The sequence below is a fragment of the Flavobacterium piscisymbiosum genome, from assembly GCF_020905295.1.
Classification (GTDB): Bacteria; Bacteroidota; Bacteroidia; order Flavobacteriales; family Flavobacteriaceae; genus Flavobacterium; species Flavobacterium piscisymbiosum.
Genome location: NZ_JAJJMM010000001.1, coordinates 317,086 through 342,830, shown reverse-complemented (window position 1 = coordinate 342,830; position 25,745 = coordinate 317,086). Strand labels below are relative to the sequence as shown.

Here is a 25,745-nt window from a genome sequence, read left to right as displayed (position 1 = left end):
AAACGATTCAGCAAATAAACGTATTAACAATTATTTAGTTTCGGCTTCCTCTAAAGCTTCCCAAAATTCGTAAGCTCTTCTTAAATGAGGTACTACAATTGTTCCTCCAACCAGAGTTGCGATTCCCATTGCTTCCATCATTTCTTCTTTAGTAACTCCTTCTTTATGGCTTGTTTCTAAGTGATATTTTACACAATCATCACAACGTAAAACTGCCGAAGCTACTAATCCTAAAAGCTCTTTTGTTTTTACATCAAGGGCTCCGGCTGCATATGCATTCGTGTCAAGGTTAAAAATACGCTTTACAATTTTGTTGTTATCAGCGAGTAATTTTTCGTTCATTTTAGAACGATAGTCGTTAAATTCTTGTACGATATCAGACATTTTCTTTCAATTTATTTTTATAAACAATCCGTGAAATAAGGATACTCACTTCGTAAATAATCAGCATTGGTATTGCTACAATAGTCTGGCTTACTACGTCTGGAGGGGTTACAATTGCAGCTACAATTAAAATAATTACAACGGCATATTTCCAATATTTTCTTAAGAAATCAGGAGTTACTAAACCTAATTTAGTAAGGAAATATATAATGATAGGCAATTCAAAAAACAATCCGCTCGCAAGAATACTTGTTTTTACCATTCCCATATAAGAATCTAATGTAAATTGGTTTTTTACAACATCACTCACAGAGAAAGTGGCAACGAAATTCACAGACATTGGTATTACAACAAAATACCCGAACAATACTCCCAAAAAGAAAAGCAATGAAGAAGTGAAAATAAATACTTTGGCATTTTTTCTTTCTTTCTCGTATAATGCAGGACTGATAAATTTCCAAAGTTCCCATAAAATAAAAGGAAAACTAAGTATGAAACCGGCTAAAAGACACATCCATACAAAAATGTTTACTTGTCCTTCCATTTCTGTATTCTGAATAATGAAATTCAGTTCGGTAATACAAATGCTATCGGCGAAACCCAATGCATGGGATAAATCGCAAAACCACACATATGTAAAAAATGTAGGCCTGATAGGTCCTAAAATAATCTGATCAAATAAATAATCACTTATAAAATAAGTAAAAAAAGCCATAATGCATATTGCAATTGTGCTTCTCACTAATAACCATCTAAGTTCTTCAAGATGGTCTAAAAATGACATCTCGCCAAGGTTCTTTTTTGCCATTATACGATTCCTTCTTTTAAAATGTCATGTAAATGTAATACTCCTTTGTACTCACCATTGTCTGCAACAATAAGCTGCGTAATCGAAAAATCTTCTAAAATATTTAAAGCATCAACTGCCATAGTTTCTGAAGATACTGATTTAGGATTTTTTGACATAATATCTCTTGCAGTTAAGTCAGCTATAGTATCTACGTCATTTAGCATTCTTCGGATGTCTCCATCGGTAATAATTCCAATTATTTTATCATCTTCGATTACCGCTGTAACGCCCAATCGTTTTTCAGAGATCTCAAAAATAACTTTTTTAACTGATGTATCCGGCGTAACCATTGGTTTTAACGAATGTTCAATCATATCTTTTACGCGAAGCAATAATTTTTTACCTAAAGCTCCGCCTGGGTGATATACAGCAAAATCTTCAGGTTTAAAATCGCGCATTTCCATCAGACAAACTGCAAGAGCATCGCCCATAACAAGTTGTGCTGTGGTACTGTTTGTTGGCGCTAAATTTATTGGGCAAGCTTCCATTTCAACGGTTGTGTTCAAAACATAGTCAGAACCTTTTGCTAAAAACGAAGTTACATTTCCTGTTATGGCAATCAAAGTATTTCCAAAGCGTTTTAATAACGGAACCAAAACTTTAATTTCAGGACTATTTCCGCTTTTTGAGATGCAAATAATGATGTCTTCGTTTTGTATCATCCCTAAATCACCATGAATGGCTTCAGAGGCATGTAAAAACATAGATGGTGTTCCGGTAGAGTTAAAAGTGGCTACCATTTTTTGAGCGATGATGGCGCTTTTTCCGATGCCCGTAACGATCAAACGACCTTTGGTTTCATAAATACGTTGGACAGCTTCGTAAAAATTTTCGTCTAAAAAATCAATTAATTTTGTAATTGCTTCACTTTCAGAGAGTATGGTTTTCTTGGCAATCGCCAATATATTTTCTTTTGTAATCAAAACAGGATATTTTAAATTTGTATGTATAAAAGAAAGTTGTATCTTTATGTGTTGCAAATTTATACAAAATACCATTAATATAAAGAATGAATTCAAACGAAATTGAAATACACAAGGAATTAAAGAAGTATTTCGGCTTTAGCCAATTTAAGGGCTTGCAGGAGCAAGTCATTACAAGTATTTTAGGTAAAACGAATACTTTTGTAATTATGCCTACTGGCGGAGGAAAGTCTCTTTGTTATCAATTACCCGCTTTAATTCAGGACGGAACAGCTATTGTTGTTTCTCCTTTAATTGCTTTGATGAAAAATCAGGTTGATGCGATTCGAAGCCTTTCTTCAGAAAACGGAATTGCGCATGTGTTAAATTCCTCTCTTACCAAAACAGAAATCGCACAAGTGAAAAAAGACATTACTTCTGGTTTGACCAAACTTTTGTATGTGGCACCGGAATCTTTAACAAAAGAAGAATATGTGGCTTTTTTACAAAGTGTGCCCATTTCGTTTGTGGCTATTGATGAGGCGCATTGTATTTCAGAATGGGGTCATGATTTTAGGCCTGAATACAGAAATCTGAAAAATATAATCAAGCAATTGGGGCAAGTACCTATTATTGGACTTACAGCAACTGCAACCCCAAAAGTTCAGGAAGATATCCTTAAAAACCTGGACATGTCTGATGCAAATACTTTTAAAGCGTCATTCAACAGACCAAACTTATATTACGAAGTTCGTACAAAAACTAAAAATATAGAATCGGATATTATTCGGTTTATCAAACAACATAAAGGCAAATCCGGAATTATTTACTGCTTAAGCCGTAAAAAAGTCGAATCGATTGCCGAAGTTTTACAAGTAAACGGAATCAGTGCGGTTCCTTATCACGCAGGTTTAGATGCTAAAACACGAGCCAAACATCAGGATATGTTTTTGATGGAGGATGTAGATGTGGTTGTAGCAACAATTGCCTTCGGGATGGGAATTGATAAACCAGACGTTCGTTTTGTAATTCATCATGATATTCCAAAATCACTCGAAAGTTACTATCAGGAAACGGGTCGTGCCGGCCGTGATGGAGGCGAAGGACATTGTCTTGCTTATTACTCTTATAAAGATGTAGAAAAGCTGGAAAAATTTATGTCCGGGAAACCAGTTGCCGAACAAGAAATAGGTTTTGCTTTATTGCAGGAAGTTGTGGCTTACGCCGAAACCTCGATGTCGCGCAGAAAATTCTTATTGCACTATTTTGGTGAAGAGTTTGACAGCGAAACCGGTGAAGGTGCAGATATGGATGACAACGTTCGTAATCCTAAAACTAAAGTTGAAGCAAAAGATCAGGCGGTTAAATTGCTTGAAATTGTTCGCGATACCAAACATATATATAAGTCTAAAGAAATTGTCTTTACTTTAATAGGTAGAGTTAATGCTGTAATTAAAGCGCATAAAACAGATACGCAATCCTTTTTTGGTTCAGGATCAGACCATGACGAGAAATACTGGATGGCATTGTTGCGACAAGTTCTTGTAGCGGGATATTTATCTAAAGATATTGAAACCTACGGAGTGGTAAAAATCACTAAAGAAGGTTTGAACTTTATTAAAAAGCCAGTTTCATTTATGATGTCTGAAGATCATGAATACAATGAATCTGAAGATGAAGCAATCGTTACCGCAGCAAAATCATCAGGAACTGCTGATGAAGTCTTGATGGGAATGTTGCGAGAACTACGTAAAAAAGTAGCGAAAAAACTGGGAGTTCCTCCGTTTGTGGTTTTTCAGGATCCTTCTCTTGAGGATATGGCTTTAAAATACCCAATTACTTTAACCGAGTTATATAACATTCACGGTGTTGGAGAAGGAAAAGCCAAGAAATATGGTAACGACTTCGTAACTCTGATAAATCGTTATGTAGAAGATAATGATATTATTCGTCCAGACGATTTAGTGGTAAAATCTACCGGAGTAAATTCAGCCAATAAATTATATATTATTCAGAATATAGATCGAAAATTATCCCTAAATGATATTGCTTCTGCAAAAGGACTTTCGATGGATGCTTTGATCAAAGAAATGGAACAGATTGTTTACGCAGGTACAAAACTGAATATCAAATATTGGGTTGATGATATGCTTGACGACGATCAGCAAGAAGAAATTCACGATTATTTCATGGAATCAGAATCAGATAAAATCGAAGACGCTCTTAAAGAATTCGATGGCGATTATGATATCGATGAATTACGTTTAATGCGTATTAAGTTTATTAGTGAAGTAGCGAACTAAAAAAGTTTACAGTCTCAGTTTACAGTCTCAGTCAGAACTGTAAACTGTGACAGAAAACTGCGACTGATTACTCTTCAAATACTTCCCCACGATGCGGTTTCAAAGCATCTCTTACGGGAATCATATTTTCATCAGTTACCACCATAAAAGCGGTAGCATGCATGTCGTTTACAATTTTAAAACCCGTAATGTTTAGCGGAAGTTTTTCTATAGCGATATATTCTTTTAGGTGAATTTCGTGATGTTCAGCTGTTTTTGCAGCAGCAGGTCCACGGAAATCCCAAATCAATTTTATTTTTCTAGACATTATTTTTTAGGTTTAATCCCGAAGCTTCGGGACAGAGAGGCAAAGGTACAAAGTCTATTTTGAAAAAAGGTACTGAGGTTCTGAGATACTATCCCGATAGCTATCGGGACTGAGTTTTTTTCTATAGAGACGCAGAGTCGCAAAGAAAATAAAAAACTTTGCGTCTTCGTGACTTTGCGAGATTAAAAAATAAAACTTAGTGCACTTCGCGGTTAATTATATAAAGTCAGTTCAAAATAGTATTTTTGCATGTTCTTTTCATAAATAGAAAAGCTAATTGAATAAATAAAATAAAATGCCAAGAGAACTTTTACTTCAGGTAACGCCGGAAATAGCTGCAAACGAATTGTTGCTAAAAGACTATTTGTCTAAACAAATAAAGGTTTCTCCAAAGGAAATTCAACATGTTTCTATTTTAAAACGCTCTATAGATGCGCGCCAAAAAGCGATAAAAATCAACCTAAAAGTGATTATCTATCTGCAAGGCGAAGCCTTTCAGGAAACTAAAATAGAGCTACCTATATATAAGGACGTTTCTTCGGCTCAGGAAGTGATTGTAGTTGGCGCTGGTCCAGCCGGGCTTTTTGCGGCTTTGCAATTAATAGAATTAGGCTTAAAGCCAATTGTAATCGAACGCGGAAAAGATGTTCGAGGGCGTAGACGTGATCTAAAAGCGATCAACGTAGATCATTTGGTAAACGAAGATTCTAATTATTGTTTTGGTGAAGGTGGAGCAGGAACTTATTCTGACGGAAAGTTATATACACGTTCTAAAAAACGTGGCGATGTTACGAGAATTCTGGAACTTTTGGTAGCTTTTGGAGCTTCAGAAGATATTCTGGTAGAAGCACATCCGCATATCGGAACAAATAAATTGCCTAAAATCATTGAAGATATTCGAAATAAAATCATCGAGTTTGGTGGTCAGGTTTTGTTTGATACCAGAGTAACCGATATTTTGGTAAAAAATAATGAAGTCGAAGGAATCGTTACTCAAAACGGAGAAAAGATTCTGGCTAATAAATTGATCCTTGCAACAGGACATTCGGCGCGCGATATCTTTGAATTATTAGATAAAAAGAAAATTTTTATAGAAGCGAAACCTTTTGCTTTGGGAGTTCGTGCAGAACATTCACAAGAATTAATTGACAGTATTCAATACAGTTGCGATTATCGTGGCGAACATTTGCCTCCCGCACCGTATTCTATTGTAAAACAAGTAAACGGCCGCGGAATGTACTCTTTTTGTATGTGTCCTGGAGGTGTAATTGCGCCTTGCGCGACAAGTCCGGGCGAAGTGGTTACAAACGGCTGGTCACCATCTAAACGTGATCAGGTTACGGCAAATTCAGGAATTGTAATCGAATTGAAATTGGAAGATTTTAAATCTTTTGCAAAATTTGGTGCTTTGGCCGGAATGGAATTCCAAAAAAGTATCGAGCAAAAAGCTTGGCATTTGGCAGGAGAAACGCAGAAAGTTCCGGCACAGCGAATGGTCGATTTTACTCAAAATAAAGTTTCGGCAGATATTCCGAAAACATCTTATGTACCAGGAACAACTTCGGTAGAAATGGGACAGGTATTTCCAGGATTTTTATCTCAGATTTTACGCGAAGGATTTAAAGAATTCGGAAAATCGATGCGTGGTTATTTGACCAATGAAGCTATTTTGCATGCACCGGAAAGCAGAACTTCATCACCTGTTCGAATTCCGAGAGATCCAATTACTTATGAGCATTTACAAATAAAAGGTTTGTATCCTTGCGGAGAAGGAGCAGGTTATGCTGGCGGAATTATATCGGCAGCTATTGATGGCGAAAAATGCGCTTTGATGATTGCTGAAACTTTAAAATAATATATAATATGAAAGACTTCTTTTCTAATTTATTTGGTCGAAATAACGATCCAAAATCGATTGTTTCTTTTGATGTTGTTGATGCTATTTATACTTATTTGTATAATGAGAATAATAAACTGGAGTTTAAGATAAAAGGAATTCATGATACTGTTTTAGTGAATTTATATTCATTTCCCGGTTCATTTAATTATGAAGAGGCCCAAAATGAAATTAAAAAGGCAGGTTATAAAAATGCCTACGAAGTTTTAAACGAAATCTATAAAAAGATTAATATAGGACCAGTTTCAGAAGAGCAGATGCTTCAGGAATTGGAATACGATTATATTCATATTCAGTTTTATACAGAGCCAACCCCGGAAGCTAAAAAGTACCTGAAACATGTTTTGCATAATTTCGTTATCTTTTTTTGTTGTACGAATAGTTTAGAAACTAACGATTTTAGAATGCTCTATAATAATAGTTTTTTTCTGGATTACACCAAAGGAATATTAGATACGGAATCTATCGATATAAAGGATCCAAAAAACGATACTCAGAAAATAGGTTTCAAAGAGTTTGAGAAGGTTTTGCAGGGAATATGCGAATATGTAAAAATTGAATTACCCAAAGAAATTGAGCTTCCTTCAGCAGAAAGTTTATTACCTGAAGAAGTTGAAGTTACGCAGGAAACTTTTGAAGAGTTTATAAAATTGGTTTCAAGAGGAGATGTCGATGAAAAATTGGTTCAAAAGCAATCGAAGAAACTTTTAAAGAATTTTAAAAAAGGACATACAGAATATCATGATATCGTGAAAGGACAATGGGACTTTTTTGAAAGTATCGATGCCTGGAACAGCGACTGGAAATTTGATCCTGAAGATGCTGAATATTTTATTTCAGAAATGATTGGCGAAGATCTTAATTTCGATTATCCCGAAGAAACCTATAGCCATGATTTGTTTCCTTACATTCAATCGGCTTTAGAGAAAAGAGGTCTTGAATTGATGAGTTATGATACTCATGGAGATAATTATTTGTTTTTTGTGGCGAATAAAAATGATGTTTCCCGAATTTTACAATTGTCTGAATTGACGAAAATTGAGGTGGATAGTTTATAGAATTGGATTGAATTTTATCGTAAACGGATCTTGAAAAAGAAAGTACGCGGATAAAACGGATTTTATATGTTCATTTTATGTCATTTGTATGATAAAAGTAAATCTTTTTTTAGGGAGCTAATCCCGCTATTCGTTTCAATCTTTTCCTGGCTAAAGAAGCCAGAAAAAGGATTTCCACTTCTATCGGGGCTAGGCCAATTATTTTCATAACAATATTTTCGTATAGTTTGTCATCCCGAGAAACGAGGGATCTCCGTTAGTAGCTCGACAAAGATTGAAAACCTTGCTTGAGGAGTTTCTTGCGGAGATCCCTCGTTTCTCGGGATGACAAGATTGCACTGAAAACTGATGATGCGTGAGGGATAGAGCTAAGCTACCGCAGTAGCAGTGAAAGCCCGACAGCAATAAAAAAAGGGGCGACTATGCGATTGCAATAGTTAGCGCCTTTTTTTATTGGTGGCACGCCCAGATTATTATTATTATTATTATTTATTTCAGCAGATTGATTTTAAATCCAGATATAAATAAATCAGCGTGAAAAATAATTCGTGGCGAAAAATTACGGAATCAATATTATTTTTCCGGTGCTTTTTCGGCTTTCGAGATAATCGTGGGCTAGTTTGCCTTCGGATAATTTGAAAGAGGTGGGTTCTGAAAGTTTGATTTTTCCTTCGATGATCCAGTTGAATAATTGGCTGGATCTTTTGATTCTTTCTTCTTTAGAATTTAAATAACTCCATAAATCGCCTCCGGTTAAAGTCTTTGAAGTATCCATTAGCATTCTTGGGTCTACAGGCTCGGGATCTCCACCGGCCATCCCAAAGAAAACAACCTGTCCGCATTCTTTGGTGACTTCGAAACTATCTTTTAAAGTATTTCCAATACTGTCGTAAACTACATCAACACCTTTTGCAATTGTTTTAAAAATGTCCGATTTCCAATCATTATTATATAGAAAAACATGATCTGCACCTTGTTCGATAGCCACTTTTGCCTTGTCTGCAGATGAGGTCAGGCCAATAACATTCGCGCCTAAAAGTTTGCTAATTTGAGTTAAAAATTGCCCAACTCCGCCTGCAACAGCATGAATTAAAACAGTTTCGCCTTTCGCAGTTTTATGACTGTCGGTTGCTAAATAATGCGCTGTTAAACCTTGTAATAAAATCGAAGCGGCAGTTTCAAAAGAAATGGCTTCAGGCAGAGGGAGAACATGATTGATATTTACTGCAACCAATTCTGCATTCGCAAAAGGAACATCGGCGAAAGCTATACGATCGCCTATTTTATATTCGGGATGATTGTTGGTATTGATAACAATTCCGGCGCCTTCGTAACCGGCAATAAAAGGCGGATTTCCTTTCAGGTGATAATTACCTTTTCGTCTGTAAACATCAGCAAAATTTAATCCGATGGCTTTCATCTCGACTAAAATTTCATCGTTTTTTAATTCAGGATTTGGAATTTCTATATATTCTAAAACATCAGAATTCCCGAAAGTGGAGAAGGTAAGTGCTTTCATTTTTTACATTTTTAGAAATACAAAGTACGGTAAAATTCGACATAAAAAAACCTCGTTCCAAGAGAAACAAGGTTTTGATTTTTTCCCACAGATTAAATTATTTAAATGATTTTTTTTAAATTTAACCTGAAATAATCTGTGAAAATCTTTTAATCTGTGGCAAGAAAAACAATTATATTTTAGGGAATTTCATTTCGTTGAAAGTACTTTTTTGAGTCGCTAATTTCTCGACATCCTGCCATTTTCTAGGAGATTCTGCTGATAAATTTTCGTATGAATCTTTTGTGATTGCGATATCATCTTCGATGCGAACACCAATATTCCACCATTTTTTATCGCATTTGCTGTTTGCAGGAATATAGATTCCGGGTTCAACCGTGAGCACCATGTTTTCTTTTAGATTGCCCATATAATTTCCTTTGTCATGAACATCTAAGCCCAGAAAATGGGAGCAGCCGTGCGGATAATATATTCGGGAATCTTTAGGGTCACTAATAATGCCTAGTTTAATTAATCCTGCCGCAATAACTTCTCTGGATCTTTCATTTAGATCCTGAATTGGAGTTCCTGGTTTACAAATTTTAAAAACCTCTTCCTGTGATTCATATACCAATTGATAAATGGCTTTTTGCTCTTCGGTAAATTTTCCGTTTGCCGGAATTGTTCTGGTAACATCGGCAGAATAACCGTGGTATTCAGAACCCACATCCATCAATAATAATTGATTGTCGATTTTTGTGGCGTTATTTTCGCCATAATGCAGGATGCATCCGTTTGCTCCGGCACCTACAATTGGCGGATAACCTTCGCCTTCGGCACCGTAATGTCTGTGAATGTAAGCGTGAATTCCGTCAGCTTCGTTTTCGCTCATATCTGGACCAACGGCTTTCATTACTTCGTTATGCGCAATGCAGGAAAGTTTTACGGTTTTACGCATTAACTCCATTTCTTCCGGAGTTTTTATTTCTCTAAGCGAATTGGTGATATGGGTAAATAAGTCTATTGATGCTCCATTTTGTTGTATAATCGCGGCTTTGGTTTTAAAACTTTCTAACAGACCATAAAGATCAAATCCGCTTTTGTCATTGCCAATATCTGTTGGGATTTTATCGTAAATTATCTTGTCGAATTTTTTAAAATCGATTGCAAAATTTTTAAAATCTTTTCCGTTATAAACTGTTGTGAATCCTAGTTTAGATTTTGCGCCTTCGGTTCCTAAACGTCTTCCTGTCCATGTTTCTTTTGATGCATTTCTTTCTCTCACAAAAAGAATTTCATTGTATTTTTCTGGTCCCTGAGTTTCTTTAAAAATAAATAAAACAGCATCAGGTTCTTTGTATCCTGACAGGTAATATAAATCGGGATTTTGATGATAATTATAATTAATGTCTTTTGAAAAAACTCTGTCGGGATAAGAAAAAATTACCGCTACAGAATTTGCAGGCATTAGATTTCTAAATGCTTCCCGACGTCCTCTATGAAATTCTTTCGAGAGATAATCTGTTGGTAAATTCTCCTGAGATTGGATTTGAAAAAATGTAAAGAATAAGGCAAACAAGAAAAATAATTGCTTCATTTTGTGGTTTTTAATTGGTTTGTGGCTGCAAATTACAAAAAATATGAATTGCTATTGGAGAAAAAAGTTTGCCACGAATTTCACTAATCTCCACTAATTTTTTTCTTTATAATGTTTAATTCTAATTCGTGATAATTCGTGAAATTCGTGGCAAAAAAATAAAAAAAAACCGTTCACTTTCATGAACGGCAACTATTATTAACCAATATAAAAGTCTGTTATTTCTTTTTTAATTTGTCTTTAAATACTTTTTCAAATTTTTCTATTTTCGGCTGAATTACCATTTTGCAATACGGTTGACTCTTGTTGTTTGCATAGTAATTTTGGTGATAATCTTCGGCTTTATAGAAAACTTTAAAAGGTTCTACTTTTGTCACAATTGGACTGTTGTAAACTTTTGCTTTGTTTAATTCTGCAATAATACTTTGGGCTGCTTTTTTCTGTTCTTCATTTTTATAAAAAATAACAGAACGATATTGAGTTCCAACATCTGCGCCCTGACGATTTAATGTAGTTGGATCATGAACGGTAAAGAAAACCTGAAAAATTTCATTGATATCAGTTTTTGTTTTGTCATAAGTTATTTGAACCACTTCGGCATGGCCGGTGGTTCCTGTGCAAACTTCTTCATAAGTAGGATTGGCTACTTTTCCTCCGGAGAAACCGGAAACTACAGATTTGACTCCGTCTAAATTTTCATAAACAGCTTCAACGCACCAATAACAACCTCCGCCAAGGGTAATAGTTTCGAGGTTTGAAGCGCTTTTTGTTTTGGTGTTTTGTGCAAATCCGTTCAGGGATAATGCAAAAAAGGCAATTAGAAATATATTTTTCATCGTTGTTTTATTTAGAATCAGGAACAAAGTCAAGTGCGATCGAATTCATGCAATAACGCTTTCCGGTTGGTTCCGGTCCGTCATCAAATAAATGGCCTAAATGTCCGCCGCAACGCCCGCAAAGCGCTTCGATTCTTTCCATTCCCAGAGAGTTATCATTTTTATATACTACACTTTTTTTGTTGTCTTGTTCAAAAAAACTTGGCCATCCGCAGCTGCTGGCAAATTTGGCTCCGGAACGAAAAAGTAAGTTCCCGCAAGAAGCGCAATAATAAGTTCCTTTTTCGTCTGTATTCCAGTATTTTCCGGTAAAAGGTCTTTCGGTATCTGCATTTCGCATTACATCATAAACGTCTTCGGGTAATACCTTTTTCCATTCAGCATCCGTGACATTAAGTTTGGTGGTATCTGTGTTCGAATAATAAGGATTTCCGGGTTTAGTGATTTTGTTTTCCATGACTACTGTTTTGGTATTTTGTTTTTTTGCGCTTTGTCCGCATGCCTGTAAAATAAAAAGCGGAATTAAAAAGCAAAGGCTGAAGATTTGGGTTTTTGTTTTCATTGTTTTTGAGTGCTTTAATTCTGTGATTTCAAAGATACAACTAGATTTCGCCCTGAAATCCTGTGTATTGTACAATTGAGATTTTTTTAAGTATGTTTTAACTTTTATTATGTACGTAAAACATTTAGTTTTAGTTTTTGGGTCTTATTTTTAAAGGATTTTTGCGATTGAATGATGTGTATTTTGTTGTGAATCAGTTTTTTGTAAAATGCAATGCTCGTTAAACTTTTCACAATCTCGTCTAGGATTTTCAAGCCATTTCTTTTTTCGTATTTTTGTTTGATCAATAAGCCCTATGATAGAAGAAAACGTAATATTAGTAAACCAAAACGATGAGCAAATTGGCTTAATGCCAAAATTAGAAGCACATGAAAAAGCAGTCCTGCATCGCGCTTTTTCGGTTTTTATTTTAAATGATAAAAATGAAATAATGCTGCAGCAACGTGCTCATCACAAATATCACTCGCCTTTACTCTGGACCAATACATGTTGTAGCCATCAGCGTGAGGGAGAAACGAATGTCGAAGCCGGAAGCAGAAGATTGTTTGAAGAAATGGGTTTTAAAGCCGAGTTGAAAGAACTCTTTCATTTTATTTATAAAGCACCTTTTGATAATGGTTTGACAGAGCATGAACTGGATCATGTTATGATTGGTTATTATAATGATAACCCAAACATAAATACTGAAGAAGTAGAAGACTGGAAATGGATGAAGATTGAGGATGTAAAAGCTGATATTGAAAAACAACCTGAAATTTATACCGTTTGGTTTAAAATAATATTTGATGAATTTGATCATTATTTAGAAGATCATAAGCTTTAACCCAGACTAACCAACCACCAAATGAGAGTAACCATATCAAGAAAAGCACATTTTAATGCTGCACATCGATTGCACAGAAAAGATTGGACATCTGAAAAAAACAATGCTGTTTTTGGAAAATGTAATAATCCCAATTTTCATGGTCATAATTATGGTTTAACAGTAAGTGTTACAGGAAAAATTGACCCGGAAACTGGTTTTGTTTTAGATGTGAAAGTATTGGCGGATATTATACTCGAAGAAGTAGAGATTCCGTTTGATCACAAAAACCTGAATCTGGATGTTCCGGAATTTCAGGATTTGAATCCAACTGCTGAAAATATTGCGGTTGTGATATGGAATAAAATTAGAAAAAGAATTCAGCCTGATTTTGACTTAGAAATCGTTCTGAATGAAACGGACCGTAATTTTGTAACTTATAAAGGAGAATAATAAATGTCACTAAAAATAGGAGATATAGTTCCGAATTTTACTGCAAAAGATAGTCACGGAGAAGTTTTTGAAAGCCAAAGTGTTTTGGGGAGAAAACCTCTAGTGATTTATTTTTACCCAAAAGATAATACGCCAGGATGCACTACTGAAGCTTGCAGCTTTAGAGATCAATACGAAGATTTTAAGGATCTTGGTGCTGAAGTTATTGGTATAAGCAGCGATAGTGTAAAATCACATCAAAAATTTGCCAACAAACATCAGTTGCCTTTTATACTCTTATCTGATCAGGATAAAAAATTGCGACACCTTTTTGGGGTTCGCGATACTTTATTTGGTCTTTTGCCAGGAAGAGTAACGTATGTCATTGACAGAAACGGTGTTGTTATTTTGATTTTTGATAGTTTGAATGCCGGAAAACATATTCCGAAAGCGCTCGAAACTGTCAAAGAATTAGTATTGTAGAAAAAAATAATATCAAATCGATATTGAATTAATAAAGATATTAGCCTTAAAAAATGAACCTAAAATCATACCCTTTACAATTTGATCCCATTCTTAAAGACAGAATCTGGGGAGGAGAAAAGTTGAAAACAATTTTGAATAAGCCCATTACTTCTAAAATAACCGGCGAAAGTTGGGAGTTATCAACCGTAGAAGGCGATGTAAGTGTTGTTTCTAACGGAGTATTGAAGGGAAAATCATTGATGGAACTTATTGATGAAATGCCAAATGAAATTCTGGGAACAAAAGTTTACGAACGGTTTGGAAAACAGTTTCCGTTACTTTTTAAGTATCTGGATGCTCGCGAAGATCTTTCGATACAAGTGCATCCAAATGATAAATTGGCAAAAGAACGTCATAATTCTTTTGGTAAAACCGAAATGTGGTATGTAACCCAAGCTGATGCTGATGCGAGAATCATTGTAGGTTTTAAAGAAAATTCAAGCAAAGAGGAATATTTAAAACATTTAGAGGATAAAACCCTGGTTTCGATTTTAGATACTGTAAAAGCAAAAGCTGGTGATGTTTTCTTTTTAGAAACCGGAACTGTTCATGCTATTGGTGCAGGATTAGTCGTAGCCGAAATTCAGCAAACATCTGATATCACGTATCGTTTATATGATTTTGATCGAAAAGATGCTCAGGGAAATACAAGAGAACTTCATGTAGATTTGGCACTTGATGCTATCAACTATAATAAGGTAGAAACGCAGAAGAAATACGAGACAAAAACTAATAAATCAAATGTAGTGGTTGATTGTCCTTATTTTACAACCAATTTTATTCCGTTAGAAAATAAAGTTGAAGTGGCTAAACCAGGAGAAACTTTTACCGTTTATATGTGTATCGAAGGAAGTTTTGAAATTGAATTTGAAGGATTCAAACAAACCTATATAAAAGGAGATACCGTTTTGGTTCCGGCTGAGATAAATGCATTTATTTTGAACGGAAAAGCTTCTATTTTAGAAATTTACATTTCATAGCACTTAATAGAAAGATTATATGTACTTTTGCAGTCGCAAATTAAAATAAAAATAAAAATGGCAAACGTTAAAAATTTAAAGAAAGACATCAACTTCGTATTAGGAGATATTATTGAGGCAATTTACTTATTCGAAATGTCTACAACAGGAAATCCAACTCCTGAAACGAATGCTTTGATCGATAAGGCTATCGCAGCTTTTGATACTTTGATCACTAAAGTGAATGCTAAGAACGTTGAAAACAAAAAAGCGCACTTCAAACAAATCAATGTTGAATTGGAAGAAACTGCTAATCAATTGATTGCTAAAATCAACGAATTGTAAGCAAAAAAAGTATAAAAAAAGTGCAAATTTATTTTGGTAAAACGAAAAACCGCTTTATATTTGCACCCGTAATGAGTCGCCAGCGTAGCTCAGTTGGCTAGAGCAGCTGATTTGTAATCAGCAGGTCGTGGGTTCGAGTCCCTCCGCCGGCTCAACAAAACCATCACTTCTAGTGATGGTTTTTAATTAAAATAAAAGACAAATTATTGTGGATAATTGAAAAACCACTTGTATTTGTAAACGTAATGAGTCGCCAGCGTAGCTCAGTTGGCTAGAGCAGCTGATTTGTAATCAGCAGGTCGTGGGTTCGAGTCCCTCCGCCGGCTCAACGTAAAACCATCACTTTTTAGTGATGGTTTTTTTTTTGCTCAAAAAATAAAAAAAGAAATTCCAATATTTGAAAATTCGAAATTCCAGATGATGGAGAATTTCGAATTAAAATCCTTTAGTTTCAACTTTGAGATAGAATGGTGAAATTGATTATTTTCTAATAGTTAAGGCTTTTGAAATGATTTGGTCTATTGCAAGAGTTAAGAAATTTAGAATTTAATATTATTATTTAAATCGGAATTTGCTTTGATGAAAAATTGTAACAATATTTTTCTTATGTTTGTTTCTTAACCAAAACATATTTAACAAATGGAAGAAAATTCAGTTTTTGAAAAATTTGAGTTGCAACTCGATCAATCTGCAAAAGACTTTTTAAAAGAAACCGCAAAATGGGCTTACTTTTTATCAATAGTAGGATTTGTAGGTATTGGACTTATCATGCTAATTGCAGTTTTTGCAGGAACCTTTTTCGCAGCAATGGGATCTGTTATTCCTGGAGCCAGCGCAATGGGAGGTTCTTTTGGGGTAGTAATAGGAATAGTGTATTTTATTATTGGAGCAATTTATTTCTTCCCTGTTTATTATTTATTCAGATTTGCATCTAATGCAAAAAAAGCTTTTAGAGACAATGATACCGAAGCATTAACCAGCTCTTTTGGGTATTTGAAATCTCATTACAAATTCCTTGGTATTTTTACGCTTGCTATTTTAGTATTGTACGGATTGATATTCATACTTTCTATGTTCGGAGCTTTGTTAGGAAGATAAGCTGAAAATAAATTCCAATTTTTTGAAATTCCAAATTCAATTATAAAATTAGTTTCGTTATAGTTTGGAATTTAAAATTTGAAATTTGCTATAAAACAAAAAAAGTCCTGAGATTTCTCAGGACTTTTTTTGTTTTATATAGCTATTTGTTATTTTTGTTGCTCTTTTTTAATGTCAGCAACATATTTCGTTAATTTTTTTCCATAAAGAGATTGTGCTACTTTTGGGGTCATTGATTTCTGAATTGTATCAAGGAATTTAACATTGATGTCATAAATCTCAGATAAAGCAATATAAGGCGCAATTTCGTGATCTTTATTGTTTAGAGCGAAGTTTGTAGTGTACAAGTATTTTCTTTTGATGTTAGATTCTTGTTTGGTGTCGATGCTGTCTATTGCTTTTTGATCTTGTCTTTTTATGGCCTTAAATCTTGATTCAACCATAGAAAGATTTTCATCATTAAAACGAGAGTTTATTTTTTTAAACTCATCATATAGTTCTTGATTCTTAGACCCTGTAATTTTTGCATTAAAGATAAAGTTGTCTAAGTTAGTATCGATATTGATATTGCCTGGTTCTGCAAAAAACAAAATATTATTGTCTAATGAATTTGTAACTCCGCGATCCAGGTACAAATAAAGTACCTCAGGAGATTCCAGTTTTATGTTACTTTCAAAAGAAGAGTCTCCGTCTATTTTGATACTGTCAATAGCTACAAGAGAGGTATCAACGATTCTTTGAATATATAAAGTCCCGTTTTTTAATCCTTTTATATTTCCTGTAAGGTGTAAGCTGTCGGTAGATTCTTTTTTGCTACAAGATGCTAATAATGCGAGTGTAACAAAAGCAATAATTGATTTTTTCATTGGTTTTTTAGATTTTGCTGCAAAATAAAGAAAATAGTTTGAATGTAATGATGTAGTGTTTAAATTTTCCGAAAAAATAAAATTGCAATATATTTTCAGTCATTTAAAAATAAAAGCATAAAAAAATCCTGTAAGCTGAACTTACAGGATTTTTAAATATTTATATGATTAAAAATGTTATTTAATCATTTCAAAACTTCTTTTTACGAACGCCGTTAAAGCTTCTCCTTTTAAAAGATTTTGCGATAATTTAGCTAAGTCCAAAGCTTGTTTTACCAAGTGTTCCTGATGTGTTTTATCTTCAGTATTCAAGATGTTGGTTGCCAAATCAGAATTGGTATTTACTACCAAATTGTACATTTCTGGCATATTACCCATTCCAAACATTCCGCCACCACCTGACTGGCTCATTTCTTTCATTCTACGCATAAATTCAGGTTGCGTGATGATAAACGGCGCCGCCTGGCTATCCATAGCTTCTAGTTGTACACTATACGCTTTAGGGATATAAGCTTCTAATGAAGTTTTTAAAGTTTCTTTTTCTTCATCAGATAATTTAGAAATCGTGTTCTCATCTTTTTTGATCAGATTATCAATATGATCAGAATCTACACGTACAAAAGTTACATCTTTATTATCTCCTTCAATTTTTTGAATCAAGTGCGAGATAATAGGAGAATCTAAAAGTAATACTTCGTATCCTTTTTCTTTCGCTGTTTCAATATAAGAGTGTTGTGCTTCTTTATTTCCTGCATAAAGAACTACCAGTTTTCCGTCTTTATCCGTTTGGTTTTCTTTTAATTTCTCTTTTAATTCTTCAAGAGTAAAGTAAGTATCATCAACGGTTGGATATAAAACAAATGCACCCGCTTTTTCATAGAATTTATCTTCAGAGAGCATTCCGTACTCTAAAACGATTTTAATATCGTTCCATTTAGCTTCAAAATCAGCACGGTTTTCGTTGAATAAAGCTTTTAGTTTATCTGCTACTTTACGAGTAATATAGTTAGAGATTTTCTTCACCGCGCCATCCGCTTGTAATCCTGAACGAGAAACGTTCAACGGGATATCCGGTGAGTCGATAACTCCTTTTAGCATTGTCAAAAATTCAGGTACAATTCCTTCTACGTTATCGGTAACGTACACCTGGTTTTGGTACAATTGAATTTTATCTTTCTGAATTTGCATATCAGATCCTAACTTAGGGAAATACAAGATTCCGGTTAAGTTGAATGGATAGTCTACATTTAAATGAATGTGAAACAAAGGATCTTCAAATTGCATTGGATACAATTCTCTGTAGAAGTTTTTATAATCTTCATCAGATAATTCGGTTGGTTGTTTAGTCCATGCCGGATTAGGGTTGTTGATGATATTGTCTACTTCAAGAGTTTCGTTTACGTAATCTTCAGGAGCATCTTCCGGTTTTGGAAGTGTTTCTGTTCTTGTTCCGAATTTAATCGGAATAGGCATAAACTTATTATACTTGTTTAATAATCCGCTGATTTTTGAATCTTCTAAAAATTCAAGAGAATCTTCGGCAATATGCAGGATGATTTCTGTACCACGTGAAGTTTTGTCAGCCGGCTCTAAAGTAAATTCAGGGCTTCCGTCACAAGTCCAGTGTGCAGCTGGTTCATCTTTGTATGATTTAGTGATGATTTCTACTTTTTCAGCAACCATAAATGCGGAATAGAATCCAAGACCAAAATGACCAATAATTCCGGAATCTTTAGCAGAATCTTTGTATTTGTCAAGGAATTCTTCAGCTCCTGAAAAAGCAACCTGATTAATGTATTTTTCTACTTCATGAGCTGTCATACCCAGACCCTGGTCGATAATGTGAATTTTTTTTCCTTCTTTATCGATTTTTACTTCGATAAAAGGATTTCCGTATTCAACTTTAGCTTCACCAATACTAATTAAATGTTTTAATTTTAAAGTAGCATCGGTTCCGTTCGAAATTAACTCACGTAAAAAGATTTCGTGATCGCTATACAAGAACTTTTTGATTAAGGGAAAGATGTTTTCTACCGAAACATTAATTTTACCTGTTGTCATATTTTTTTAATTTTTTAGTTTAATGTGATGATTCTCATTTCTTCAAATAAAATACCAATTGCATTTTAAGTGACAAAATGTCGTAAGTGTTAATTTTGAAAGAAAATAATTAGATTCTGGAACACAAGATATTCTTATGAATTGTATCTTTGTGGTACAATAATTGTTAAATAAGTAAGTATTAACTTAAATAAATGTACAAAATGAAGAAAATTATTTTCATTTGCATGATCGCCACGATGTTATTCGCGTGTAAATCAGCTTCGACTACAGCTTCAACTGAAGCTACTACGCTATCGACTAAACTTGATAAATCTACTCAAGTTGCTCTTAAAGGAAATTGGGTTTTAACCAATGTATCTTATCCTGGTTCTGAATACATCAAAGTAAATTCTTTTGATCTTGCAGATTCAAAGTGCTTTATTGGTAGTACATGGAGCTTTATCTCAAATAATAACAAAGGAACAATGGCATTAACTGCGCCAAGCTGTACTGGTTTTAGTTCACCAATTGTTTGGAGTATTAATAATCAAGGTATGTTTGTACTTAAGATTCTTGATGCTGGAATTAAAGCAAAAAAAGTAAGAGATGGTTACTTATTAAAAGTTGGAAGTGTGACTGAAACTTCTTTTCAGTTAATCGATAATATTAATGTTGGAGGACAAGTAAAAGATGTTGTTTACCAATTTCAAAGAGCTAATTAAAATTAAAAATATATAATATGAAAAAGATAACAGTTTTAGGTTTGAGTAGTTTACTTGTGTTAGTAAGTTTCTTTACAAGTTGCGATTCAGTAAAAAACGCAAATAACACACAAAAAGGTGCAGGAATTGGAGTAGTTGCCGGTGGTCTTATTGGTGGTATTTTAGGAAATAATTTAGGACGTGGTGGAAACGCTGCTCTTGGAGCTGCAATTGGAGCTGCCGTAGGTGGTGGAACCGGAGCGCTTATTGGAAACAAAATGGATAAGCAAGCTCGTGAAATCGATCAGGCTTTGCCAGGTGCTTCTGTAGAAAGAGTAGGCGAAGGAATCCATTTAACTTTAAATGAAAACTCTGTTCGTTTTGACACTAACAAATCAACTTTGACAGCTCAGGCTAAAGCAAATTTAGATAAATTAGTTCCTGTATTTAATGAGTACGGAGATACTGATATTCAAATTTTTGGTTATACTGATAATACAGGAAAACCAGAATATAACTTAACACTTTCAGGACAAAGAGCTGCTTCTGTGCAAGCTTACTTAGTTGCAAAAGGATTAAAAGCAAGCCGTTTCAAAACTTCAGGTTTAGGAATTGCTGACCCTATTGCAACAAATGATACTGCTGAAGGAAAAGCGCAAAACCGTCGTGTAGAGTTTTCTATTACTGCAAACGACAAAATGGTAAATGATGCAAAATCTGAAGCTGGAAAATAAGTTTCAAATGCAATAAAATTTCTTAAAAGCTGTTTCATAATTGAAGCAGCTTTTTTTTGACTTTAGAAATTAAACATTGTAAATTTGTGCTTTCAAATATAACCCATGCTCGACATTCAAAATATCTCTTTTTCGTATACCGAAAACCCTGTTATAAAAAACGTTTCTTTTACTATAAATAAAGGAGAAAATATTGCTATTATTGGTGAAAGTGGCTGCGGAAAAAGTACGCTTCTTAAATTAATGTATGGTTTATATGATTTAAATGAAGGCAAGATTTTTTATAACGAAAAACCTATTTTAGGTCCTAAATACAATTTGATTCCCGGAATGCCTTATATGAAATATCTGGCTCAGGATTTTGATTTGTCTCCTTTTGAAACTGTTGCCGAAAATGTTGGAAAGTTTCTTTCGAATGGTTTTGCGAACATGAAAAAACTTCGTGTTCAGGAATTGCTGGAAATGGTAGAAATGGAGCAATTTTCGAATGTAAAAGCGAAGTTTTTAAGCGGAGGACAACAACAAAGGGTTGCATTGGTAAGAGTTTTGGCCCTAGAGCCGGAAGTAATTTTACTGGACGAACCTTTTAGTCAAATAGATGCTTTTCGTAAAAATGCTTTGCGCCGAAATTTATTCAAATATTTAAAACAAAAAGGAATTACCTGTATTATTGCAACACATGATAGTACTGATGCTTTATCGTTTGCAGATGAAGCGATCGTAATGCGAAATGGTGAAATTATTGTAAAAGATAATCCGGCCAAAATTTACGAAGATCCTGAAACTAAATATGTAGCATCTCTTTTTGGAGAAGTAAATGAGGTTCCTACTCATTTATTGCTTTCTTATGAGGATGAAATGCATAAAACTTTAGTATATCCCCATCAGTTTAAAATGGTTAATGAATCAAATTTGCCGGTAAAAATTAGAAAAACTTATTTTAGAGGAAATCATTATTTGATTGAAACGGTTTATAAAAGGCAATTGATCTTTTTTGAAAGTGAAATCGATTTACCTCTTGAACAGGAAATATTTTTAGGTTTAAATTATCTTTAAATTAGGCAATGTGTCAATGAGAAAATTAGATAATTCTTTTTAAATACTATAAAATAAGAAACCCGATAGTCTAAACTATCGGGTTTCTTATTTTTTGTTTTATTAAATCCTACAGGTTTTTTAAATCTGTAGGGTTTGCGTTGTAAATATTTTGTATTATCGATTAGTTTTTTAAATACTTCTCTAAAAACTGATCTTGTTCCCAAAGCAGGTGTAGGATGTTTTCTTTGGCAACATAACTATGTGCTTCTTTAGGTAAGATTACCATTCTTGTAGTTGCTCCCAAACCTTTTAAGGCTTGATAATAACGTTCTGTCTGCAAAGTAAAAGTTCCTGGGTTATTATCGGCTTCACCGTGAACTAATAAAAGTGGTGTTTTCATTTTATCTGCATTCATAAAAGGAGACATTGCAGTATAAACCTCAGGAGCTTCCCAGTAATTACGTTGTTCGCTTTGGAAACCAAATGGAGTTAAGGTTCTGTTGTAAGCACCGCTTCTGGCAATTCCGCAAGCAAACAGGTTAGAATGTGTCAATAAATTAGCAGTCATAAAAGCTCCGTATGAATGTCCTCCAACCGCTACTTTTTTACGGTTAATATATCCTAAAGCATCAACAGCATCAATGGCAGCTTCTGCATTGGCTACCAATTGAGGTATAAAGTTGTCGTTAGGCTCTGTAGTTCCTTCACCAATAATTGGGAAAGCGGCATCGTCAAGAACAACATATCCTTTGGTTACCCAATAAACGAAAGATCCATAATAAGGAAATGTAAATTCGTTTGAGTTTTGAGTCGATTGTCCTGCACTGTTTTTGTCTTTGTATTCAGCCGGATAAGCCCAGATTAATAAAGGTAATTTCTCTTTTTTTGTTTTATCGTAACCTGTAGGCAAATATAAAGTTCCTGAAAGTTCGACACCATCTTTACGTTTGTATTTGATTACTTCTTTACTCACGTTTTTAATACTTTCAAACGGATTTTGGAAAGATGTAATTGGTGTCAGGCTATTTTGTTTTTTAATATTTCTAAAATAATAATTAGGATACTCGCTTTTAGACTGAATCTGAACTAAAACTTTACCTGATTTAAAATCTTCAATTTCTAATAAATCTTCTTTTTTGTCTTTATAAGTAGAAGTATATAGGCGTTTTGCTTGTAGTGTTTTTAAATTGAATTCATCAATAAAAGGAAATTGTCCTTCTTTTGTATATCCTTCGCCAATACGATAGGCATTGTCTTTTTCTATCGCTAAAACATATTTATTGTACTCATTCTTTCTAGTTTCAAAAACTCCCGGATCTGAGTAAACATCCTGTTGATTTCTGTCTGTAATTACTTTTGGCTGCTGGCTTGGGTTCGACGGATTTATTAAATACGTTTTTGTATTGCGGGTGTCGTACCACTCATCAGTAAGAAAAGCAATATTATCATTACCCCAAACAATGTCATTATAACGTTGAGGTACTTTTGCCAAAGTTGTTGCATTGTTTGCAAAAGGCGCATCCCAAAGAAAAACTTCGTCTCTAAAATCAACTTTATTTGCAGGATCTCCTTCATCCAGAGCAACTACATAAGATAATGTCGCTGGTTTGTCATTTCTCCAGGCCATTTCTCTTTTTCCTTTTCTAACTGCCATAAAACCTTTAGGGATTATTTCGTTTAAAGGAACTTCATTAACAGTTTTAATTTCTTTTCCTCTTGCATCATAAACAATTGTTCTGGATGGAAATCTATATAAAGGAACAACGTATGAAAAAGGTTTCTGGATTGTAGTCAGCATAATGTAATTACCATCTGGCGAAATTTTTTCTCCAGCATACATTGCTGCTTCTTTAAATAAAGTCGCAGTTCCGTTAAGGTTGACTTTGTACAATTCTGATGTGATAATGTTCTCAAAATTAATTTCGTCATTTTGGTTTTTCAACATGTCAGGATAGGTTCTGTTTTGAGACTTTGCACCCGCCGTACTTGAAATGATTGGACCAGTTGGCAGATCTTTTTTAGAATCTAACAAAGGCTTTCTGTTTTTAGGAAGCATTTTTACCAAAATAGTTTCATTGTCTAAAAACCAGCTAAACGGATTACCAAGATTTGCATTTACAGTCGCATCAGTAAGTTTTGTCGCTTTTGCTGTTGCTACATCTATAACCCAAAGTTCTACACCTGAATTTGTAGTATGCGAAAACAAAATTTTCTTATCATTTGGTGACCATGAAATGTTGCTTATTTTAGGATTGTCAGGCAAACCTGCAACTTGTATTTCGTTCTTTCCGCTAATCTTTCTTAGTTTAAGATTGATGGTATAAGTTACCGTACTCGATATATTAGTTACCGGATTAATTCTCAATCCGCCTAAACGAAGTTCTTCCTGGTTTAAATCGTCTAATGTTTTGTATGTGTTTCTGTACATTAGTAACATATTTTCCTTTTTAGTATCCATAGATACTGTTGGAGCTTTTTCGTAATCGGCTAAATCTAATATCGATTTAGAAGGTTTTTGATAGGTTAGGTTTTCCTGAGCAAAGGCAAAAAAGCCCATGTTTAGAAATAAGAGGAGAGTAACCTTTAATTTCATAATTTGAATTTTAGGAGTTTAAAAAAATGCTTTCTATAATGTTTGACTAAAGTACTTTAAACTTGTTACATTTTATGCGTTATTTTTCATAGTTTTCAGTGTTTTGGTATGAAAACTGTTTTTTCGTGATGTAAATAGCTTCAATGGAGCTTATAATTGAAGTATATTAAATTGTCAATTACGAAAAAAACACTAATTTGTACGCTAATGATTTAAAGTATACTTAAATTTGCAATCAAATTTTTTAATAAATAATAAAACAATATGTATCACTCAAAAATAGCGGGCTTAGGATATTATGTTCCTTCAAATGTTGTGACCAACGATGATTTGTCTAAGATTATTGATACCAATGATGAGTGGATTCAGGAGCGTACGGGAATTCAGGAACGAAGACATATTATTCGCGGAGAAGATACCACTACTACAATGGGGGTAAAAGCAGCTAAAATTGCTATAGAACGTTCTGGCATAGCCAAAGAAGATATTGATTTTGTAGTTTTTGCTACATTAAGTCCGGATTACTATTTTCCAGGGCCTGGAGTTTTGGTACAACGTGATTTAGGGTTGCGTACTGTAGGGGCATTAGATGTTAGAAATCAATGTTCGGGATTTGTGTATGCTATTTCTGTTGCAGACCAGTATATTAAAACCGGAATGTATAAAAATATTTTGGTAATTGGTTCTGAGGTACATTCTACAGGATTAGATATGACAACCCGCGGACGTGGAGTTTCGGTAATTTTTGGAGATGGAGCAGGAGCAGCAGTTTTAAGCCGTGAAGAAGATTTGACAAAAGGAATTTTATCTACTCACTTGCATTCAGAAGGACAACATGCAGAGGAATTAGCTTTGCAGGCACCCGGAATGGGAGCGCGTTGGGTAACGGATATTTTAGCAGATAATGACCCGAACGACGAAAGTTACTATCCGTACATGAACGGACAATTTGTATTTAAAAATGCAGTAGTTCGTTTTGCAGAGGTAATCAATGAAGGTTTAGAAGCAAACGGTTTACAAGTTTCTGATATTGACATGTTGATTCCGCATCAGGCGAATTTGAGAATTTCACAATTCATTCAAAACAAATTCAAATTGACGGATGATCAGGTGCATAATAACATCCAAAAATACGGTAATACCACCGCAGCCTCAATTCCGATTGCTTTGACAGAGGCGTGGGAACAAGGAAAAATCAAATCAGGAGATACAGTTGTTTTAGCTGCTTTTGGTAGTGGTTTCACCTGGGCAAGTGCTATTATTAAATGGTAAATTAATTCATCTTGCATTATATTTTAAAACCTGCTCTTTTTTGGAGCAGGTTTTTTTATACTTTAGTGTTTGTTTTTTGTCAGCTCTTCTCTTGTAGTAATGACAGATTAAACGAAAATGTTGTTATGAAAATGATTTTCCTA

At 34.2% G+C, this 25,745-nt stretch carries 24 protein-coding genes and 2 tRNA genes; 15 read left to right on the top strand and 11 right to left on the bottom strand.

What is annotated here, in order from left to right:
• Nucleotides 1–30 precede the first annotated feature (30 nt).
• From LNP81_RS01645 to LNP81_RS01635, 3 genes are read right to left on the bottom strand one after another with little or no spacing between them, the layout of a single operon-like run.
• Nucleotides 31–384 (bottom strand): carboxymuconolactone decarboxylase family protein, encoded by a 354-nt coding sequence (locus LNP81_RS01645; RefSeq protein WP_065450930.1) that lies wholly within the window; start codon nucleotides 382–384, stop codon nucleotides 31–33.
• Complete coding sequence (tatC, locus tag LNP81_RS01640; RefSeq protein ID WP_078005926.1) at nucleotides 377–1,192, bottom strand: twin-arginine translocase subunit TatC; 816 nt, start codon at nucleotides 1,190–1,192, stop codon at nucleotides 377–379. Before tatC ends, LNP81_RS01645 begins: the two co-directional genes overlap by 8 nt.
• Entirely contained in the window at nucleotides 1,192–2,157 is a 966-nt protein-coding gene (locus LNP81_RS01635) for a KpsF/GutQ family sugar-phosphate isomerase (RefSeq protein WP_230032962.1), read from the bottom strand. Before LNP81_RS01635 ends, tatC begins: the two co-directional genes overlap by 1 nt.
• An 86-nt stretch (nucleotides 2,158–2,243) precedes the next feature.
• On the opposite strand from LNP81_RS01635, the gene recQ reads away from it, so the two are divergent.
• A complete protein-coding gene (gene recQ / locus LNP81_RS01630; protein ID WP_230032961.1) occupies nucleotides 2,244–4,439 on the top strand; it encodes a DNA helicase RecQ in 2,196 nt (731 codons plus the stop codon).
• A 67-nt stretch (nucleotides 4,440–4,506) separates the two neighbouring features.
• On the opposite strand, the gene LNP81_RS01625 is transcribed toward recQ, so the two are convergent.
• Nucleotides 4,507–4,746 (bottom strand): hypothetical protein, encoded by a 240-nt coding sequence (locus tag LNP81_RS01625; RefSeq protein ID WP_230032960.1) that lies wholly within the window; start codon nucleotides 4,744–4,746, stop codon nucleotides 4,507–4,509.
• Between the two features lie 295 nt (nucleotides 4,747–5,041).
• On the opposite strand from LNP81_RS01625, the gene LNP81_RS01620 reads away from it, so the two are divergent.
• Both LNP81_RS01620 and LNP81_RS01615 read left to right on the top strand, forming a co-directional pair.
• Complete coding sequence (locus LNP81_RS01620) at nucleotides 5,042–6,601, top strand: NAD(P)/FAD-dependent oxidoreductase (RefSeq protein ID WP_230032958.1); 1,560 nt, start codon at nucleotides 5,042–5,044, stop codon at nucleotides 6,599–6,601.
• Nucleotides 6,602–6,609: 8 nt separating this feature from the next.
• Nucleotides 6,610–7,701, top strand: coding sequence for a DUF6630 family protein (locus LNP81_RS01615; protein ID WP_230032956.1), 1,092 nt, complete (start codon nucleotides 6,610–6,612; stop codon nucleotides 7,699–7,701).
• Between the two features lie 559 nt (nucleotides 7,702–8,260).
• Here the strand turns inward: LNP81_RS01615 and LNP81_RS01610 are convergent.
• The 4 genes from LNP81_RS01610 to msrB all read right to left on the bottom strand — a co-directional run bounded on the left by LNP81_RS01610 (nucleotide 8,261) and on the right by msrB (nucleotide 12,194).
• On the bottom strand, nucleotides 8,261–9,220 hold the full coding sequence (locus tag LNP81_RS01610; RefSeq protein WP_230032954.1) for a quinone oxidoreductase family protein: 960 nt from the start codon (nucleotides 9,218–9,220) through the stop codon (nucleotides 8,261–8,263).
• A gap of 172 nt (nucleotides 9,221–9,392) precedes the next feature.
• Nucleotides 9,393–10,796: an aminopeptidase P N-terminal domain-containing protein gene (locus tag LNP81_RS01605; RefSeq protein ID WP_230032953.1), complete on the bottom strand. Its 1,404-nt coding sequence runs from the start codon at nucleotides 10,794–10,796 to the stop codon at nucleotides 9,393–9,395.
• Between the two features lie 218 nt (nucleotides 10,797–11,014).
• Nucleotides 11,015–11,632, bottom strand: coding sequence for a peptide-methionine (S)-S-oxide reductase MsrA (msrA, locus tag LNP81_RS01600; protein WP_230032952.1), 618 nt, complete (start codon nucleotides 11,630–11,632; stop codon nucleotides 11,015–11,017).
• A 7-nt stretch (nucleotides 11,633–11,639) separates the two neighbouring features.
• Nucleotides 11,640–12,194, bottom strand: coding sequence for a peptide-methionine (R)-S-oxide reductase MsrB (gene msrB, locus LNP81_RS01595; protein ID WP_230032951.1), 555 nt, complete (start codon nucleotides 12,192–12,194; stop codon nucleotides 11,640–11,642).
• A gap of 295 nt (nucleotides 12,195–12,489) precedes the next feature.
• Here msrB and idi point away from each other — a divergent pair, with 295 nt between their 5' ends.
• The 8 genes from idi (at nucleotide 12,490) to LNP81_RS01555 (ending at nucleotide 16,355) form a co-directional block, all read left to right on the top strand.
• On the top strand, nucleotides 12,490–13,017 hold the full coding sequence (gene idi / locus LNP81_RS01590) for an isopentenyl-diphosphate Delta-isomerase (RefSeq protein ID WP_230032950.1): 528 nt from the start codon (nucleotides 12,490–12,492) through the stop codon (nucleotides 13,015–13,017).
• A 21-nt stretch (nucleotides 13,018–13,038) separates the two neighbouring features.
• Nucleotides 13,039–13,449 (top strand): 6-carboxytetrahydropterin synthase, encoded by a 411-nt coding sequence (locus LNP81_RS01585; RefSeq protein WP_208683751.1) that lies wholly within the window; start codon nucleotides 13,039–13,041, stop codon nucleotides 13,447–13,449.
• A 3-nt stretch (nucleotides 13,450–13,452) separates the two neighbouring features.
• Nucleotides 13,453–13,911 carry a peroxiredoxin gene (locus LNP81_RS01580; RefSeq protein WP_230032949.1) on the top strand — a complete coding sequence of 153 codons (459 nt, stop codon included), beginning with the start codon at nucleotides 13,453–13,455 and terminating at the stop codon, nucleotides 13,909–13,911.
• A 53-nt stretch (nucleotides 13,912–13,964) separates the two neighbouring features.
• Nucleotides 13,965–14,933 carry a type I phosphomannose isomerase catalytic subunit gene (locus LNP81_RS01575; RefSeq protein ID WP_230032948.1) on the top strand — a complete coding sequence of 323 codons (969 nt, stop codon included), beginning with the start codon at nucleotides 13,965–13,967 and terminating at the stop codon, nucleotides 14,931–14,933.
• A gap of 57 nt (nucleotides 14,934–14,990) precedes the next feature.
• Entirely contained in the window at nucleotides 14,991–15,257 is a 267-nt protein-coding gene (locus tag LNP81_RS01570; protein ID WP_230032946.1) for a hypothetical protein, read from the top strand.
• A gap of 78 nt (nucleotides 15,258–15,335) precedes the next feature.
• A tRNA-Thr gene (locus LNP81_RS01565) sits at nucleotides 15,336–15,409 on the top strand.
• A 100-nt stretch (nucleotides 15,410–15,509) separates the two neighbouring features.
• Nucleotides 15,510–15,583, top strand: a tRNA-Thr gene (locus tag LNP81_RS01560).
• 313 nt (nucleotides 15,584–15,896) lie between these two features.
• A complete protein-coding gene (locus tag LNP81_RS01555; RefSeq protein ID WP_230032944.1) occupies nucleotides 15,897–16,355 on the top strand; it encodes a DUF5362 family protein in 459 nt (152 codons plus the stop codon).
• Between the two features lie 149 nt (nucleotides 16,356–16,504).
• Here the strand turns inward: LNP81_RS01555 and LNP81_RS01550 are convergent, their stop codons facing one another.
• Complete coding sequence (locus LNP81_RS01550) at nucleotides 16,505–17,221, bottom strand: DUF4369 domain-containing protein (protein WP_230032942.1); 717 nt, start codon at nucleotides 17,219–17,221, stop codon at nucleotides 16,505–16,507.
• 177 nt (nucleotides 17,222–17,398) lie between these two features.
• On the bottom strand, nucleotides 17,399–19,282 hold the full coding sequence (gene htpG, locus LNP81_RS01545) for a molecular chaperone HtpG (protein ID WP_230032941.1): 1,884 nt from the start codon (nucleotides 19,280–19,282) through the stop codon (nucleotides 17,399–17,401).
• 203 nt (nucleotides 19,283–19,485) lie between these two features.
• Between htpG and LNP81_RS01540 the strand changes: the two genes are divergently transcribed.
• From LNP81_RS01540 to LNP81_RS01530, 3 genes are all read left to right on the top strand, one after another.
• Complete coding sequence (locus LNP81_RS01540) at nucleotides 19,486–19,986, top strand: lipocalin family protein (protein WP_208683758.1); 501 nt, start codon at nucleotides 19,486–19,488, stop codon at nucleotides 19,984–19,986.
• Between the two features lie 17 nt (nucleotides 19,987–20,003).
• The gene (locus tag LNP81_RS01535; RefSeq protein ID WP_230032940.1) at nucleotides 20,004–20,699 is read left to right on the top strand and encodes a YiaD family glycine zipper/OmpA-like lipoprotein; all 696 of its coding nucleotides are present in this window, start codon (nucleotides 20,004–20,006) and stop codon (nucleotides 20,697–20,699) included.
• Between the two features lie 105 nt (nucleotides 20,700–20,804).
• Nucleotides 20,805–21,755 carry an ABC transporter ATP-binding protein gene (locus LNP81_RS01530; protein WP_230032939.1) on the top strand — a complete coding sequence of 317 codons (951 nt, stop codon included), beginning with the start codon at nucleotides 20,805–20,807 and terminating at the stop codon, nucleotides 21,753–21,755.
• Between the two features lie 163 nt (nucleotides 21,756–21,918).
• On the opposite strand, the gene LNP81_RS01525 is transcribed toward LNP81_RS01530, so the two are convergent.
• A complete protein-coding gene (locus LNP81_RS01525; protein ID WP_230032938.1) occupies nucleotides 21,919–24,330 on the bottom strand; it encodes a S9 family peptidase in 2,412 nt (803 codons plus the stop codon).
• Nucleotides 24,331–24,594: 264 nt separating this feature from the next.
• Between LNP81_RS01525 and LNP81_RS01520 the strand changes: the two genes are divergently transcribed.
• On the top strand, nucleotides 24,595–25,602 hold the full coding sequence (locus LNP81_RS01520) for a 3-oxoacyl-ACP synthase III family protein (RefSeq protein ID WP_230032937.1): 1,008 nt from the start codon (nucleotides 24,595–24,597) through the stop codon (nucleotides 25,600–25,602).
• Nucleotides 25,603–25,745 lie beyond the last annotated feature (143 nt).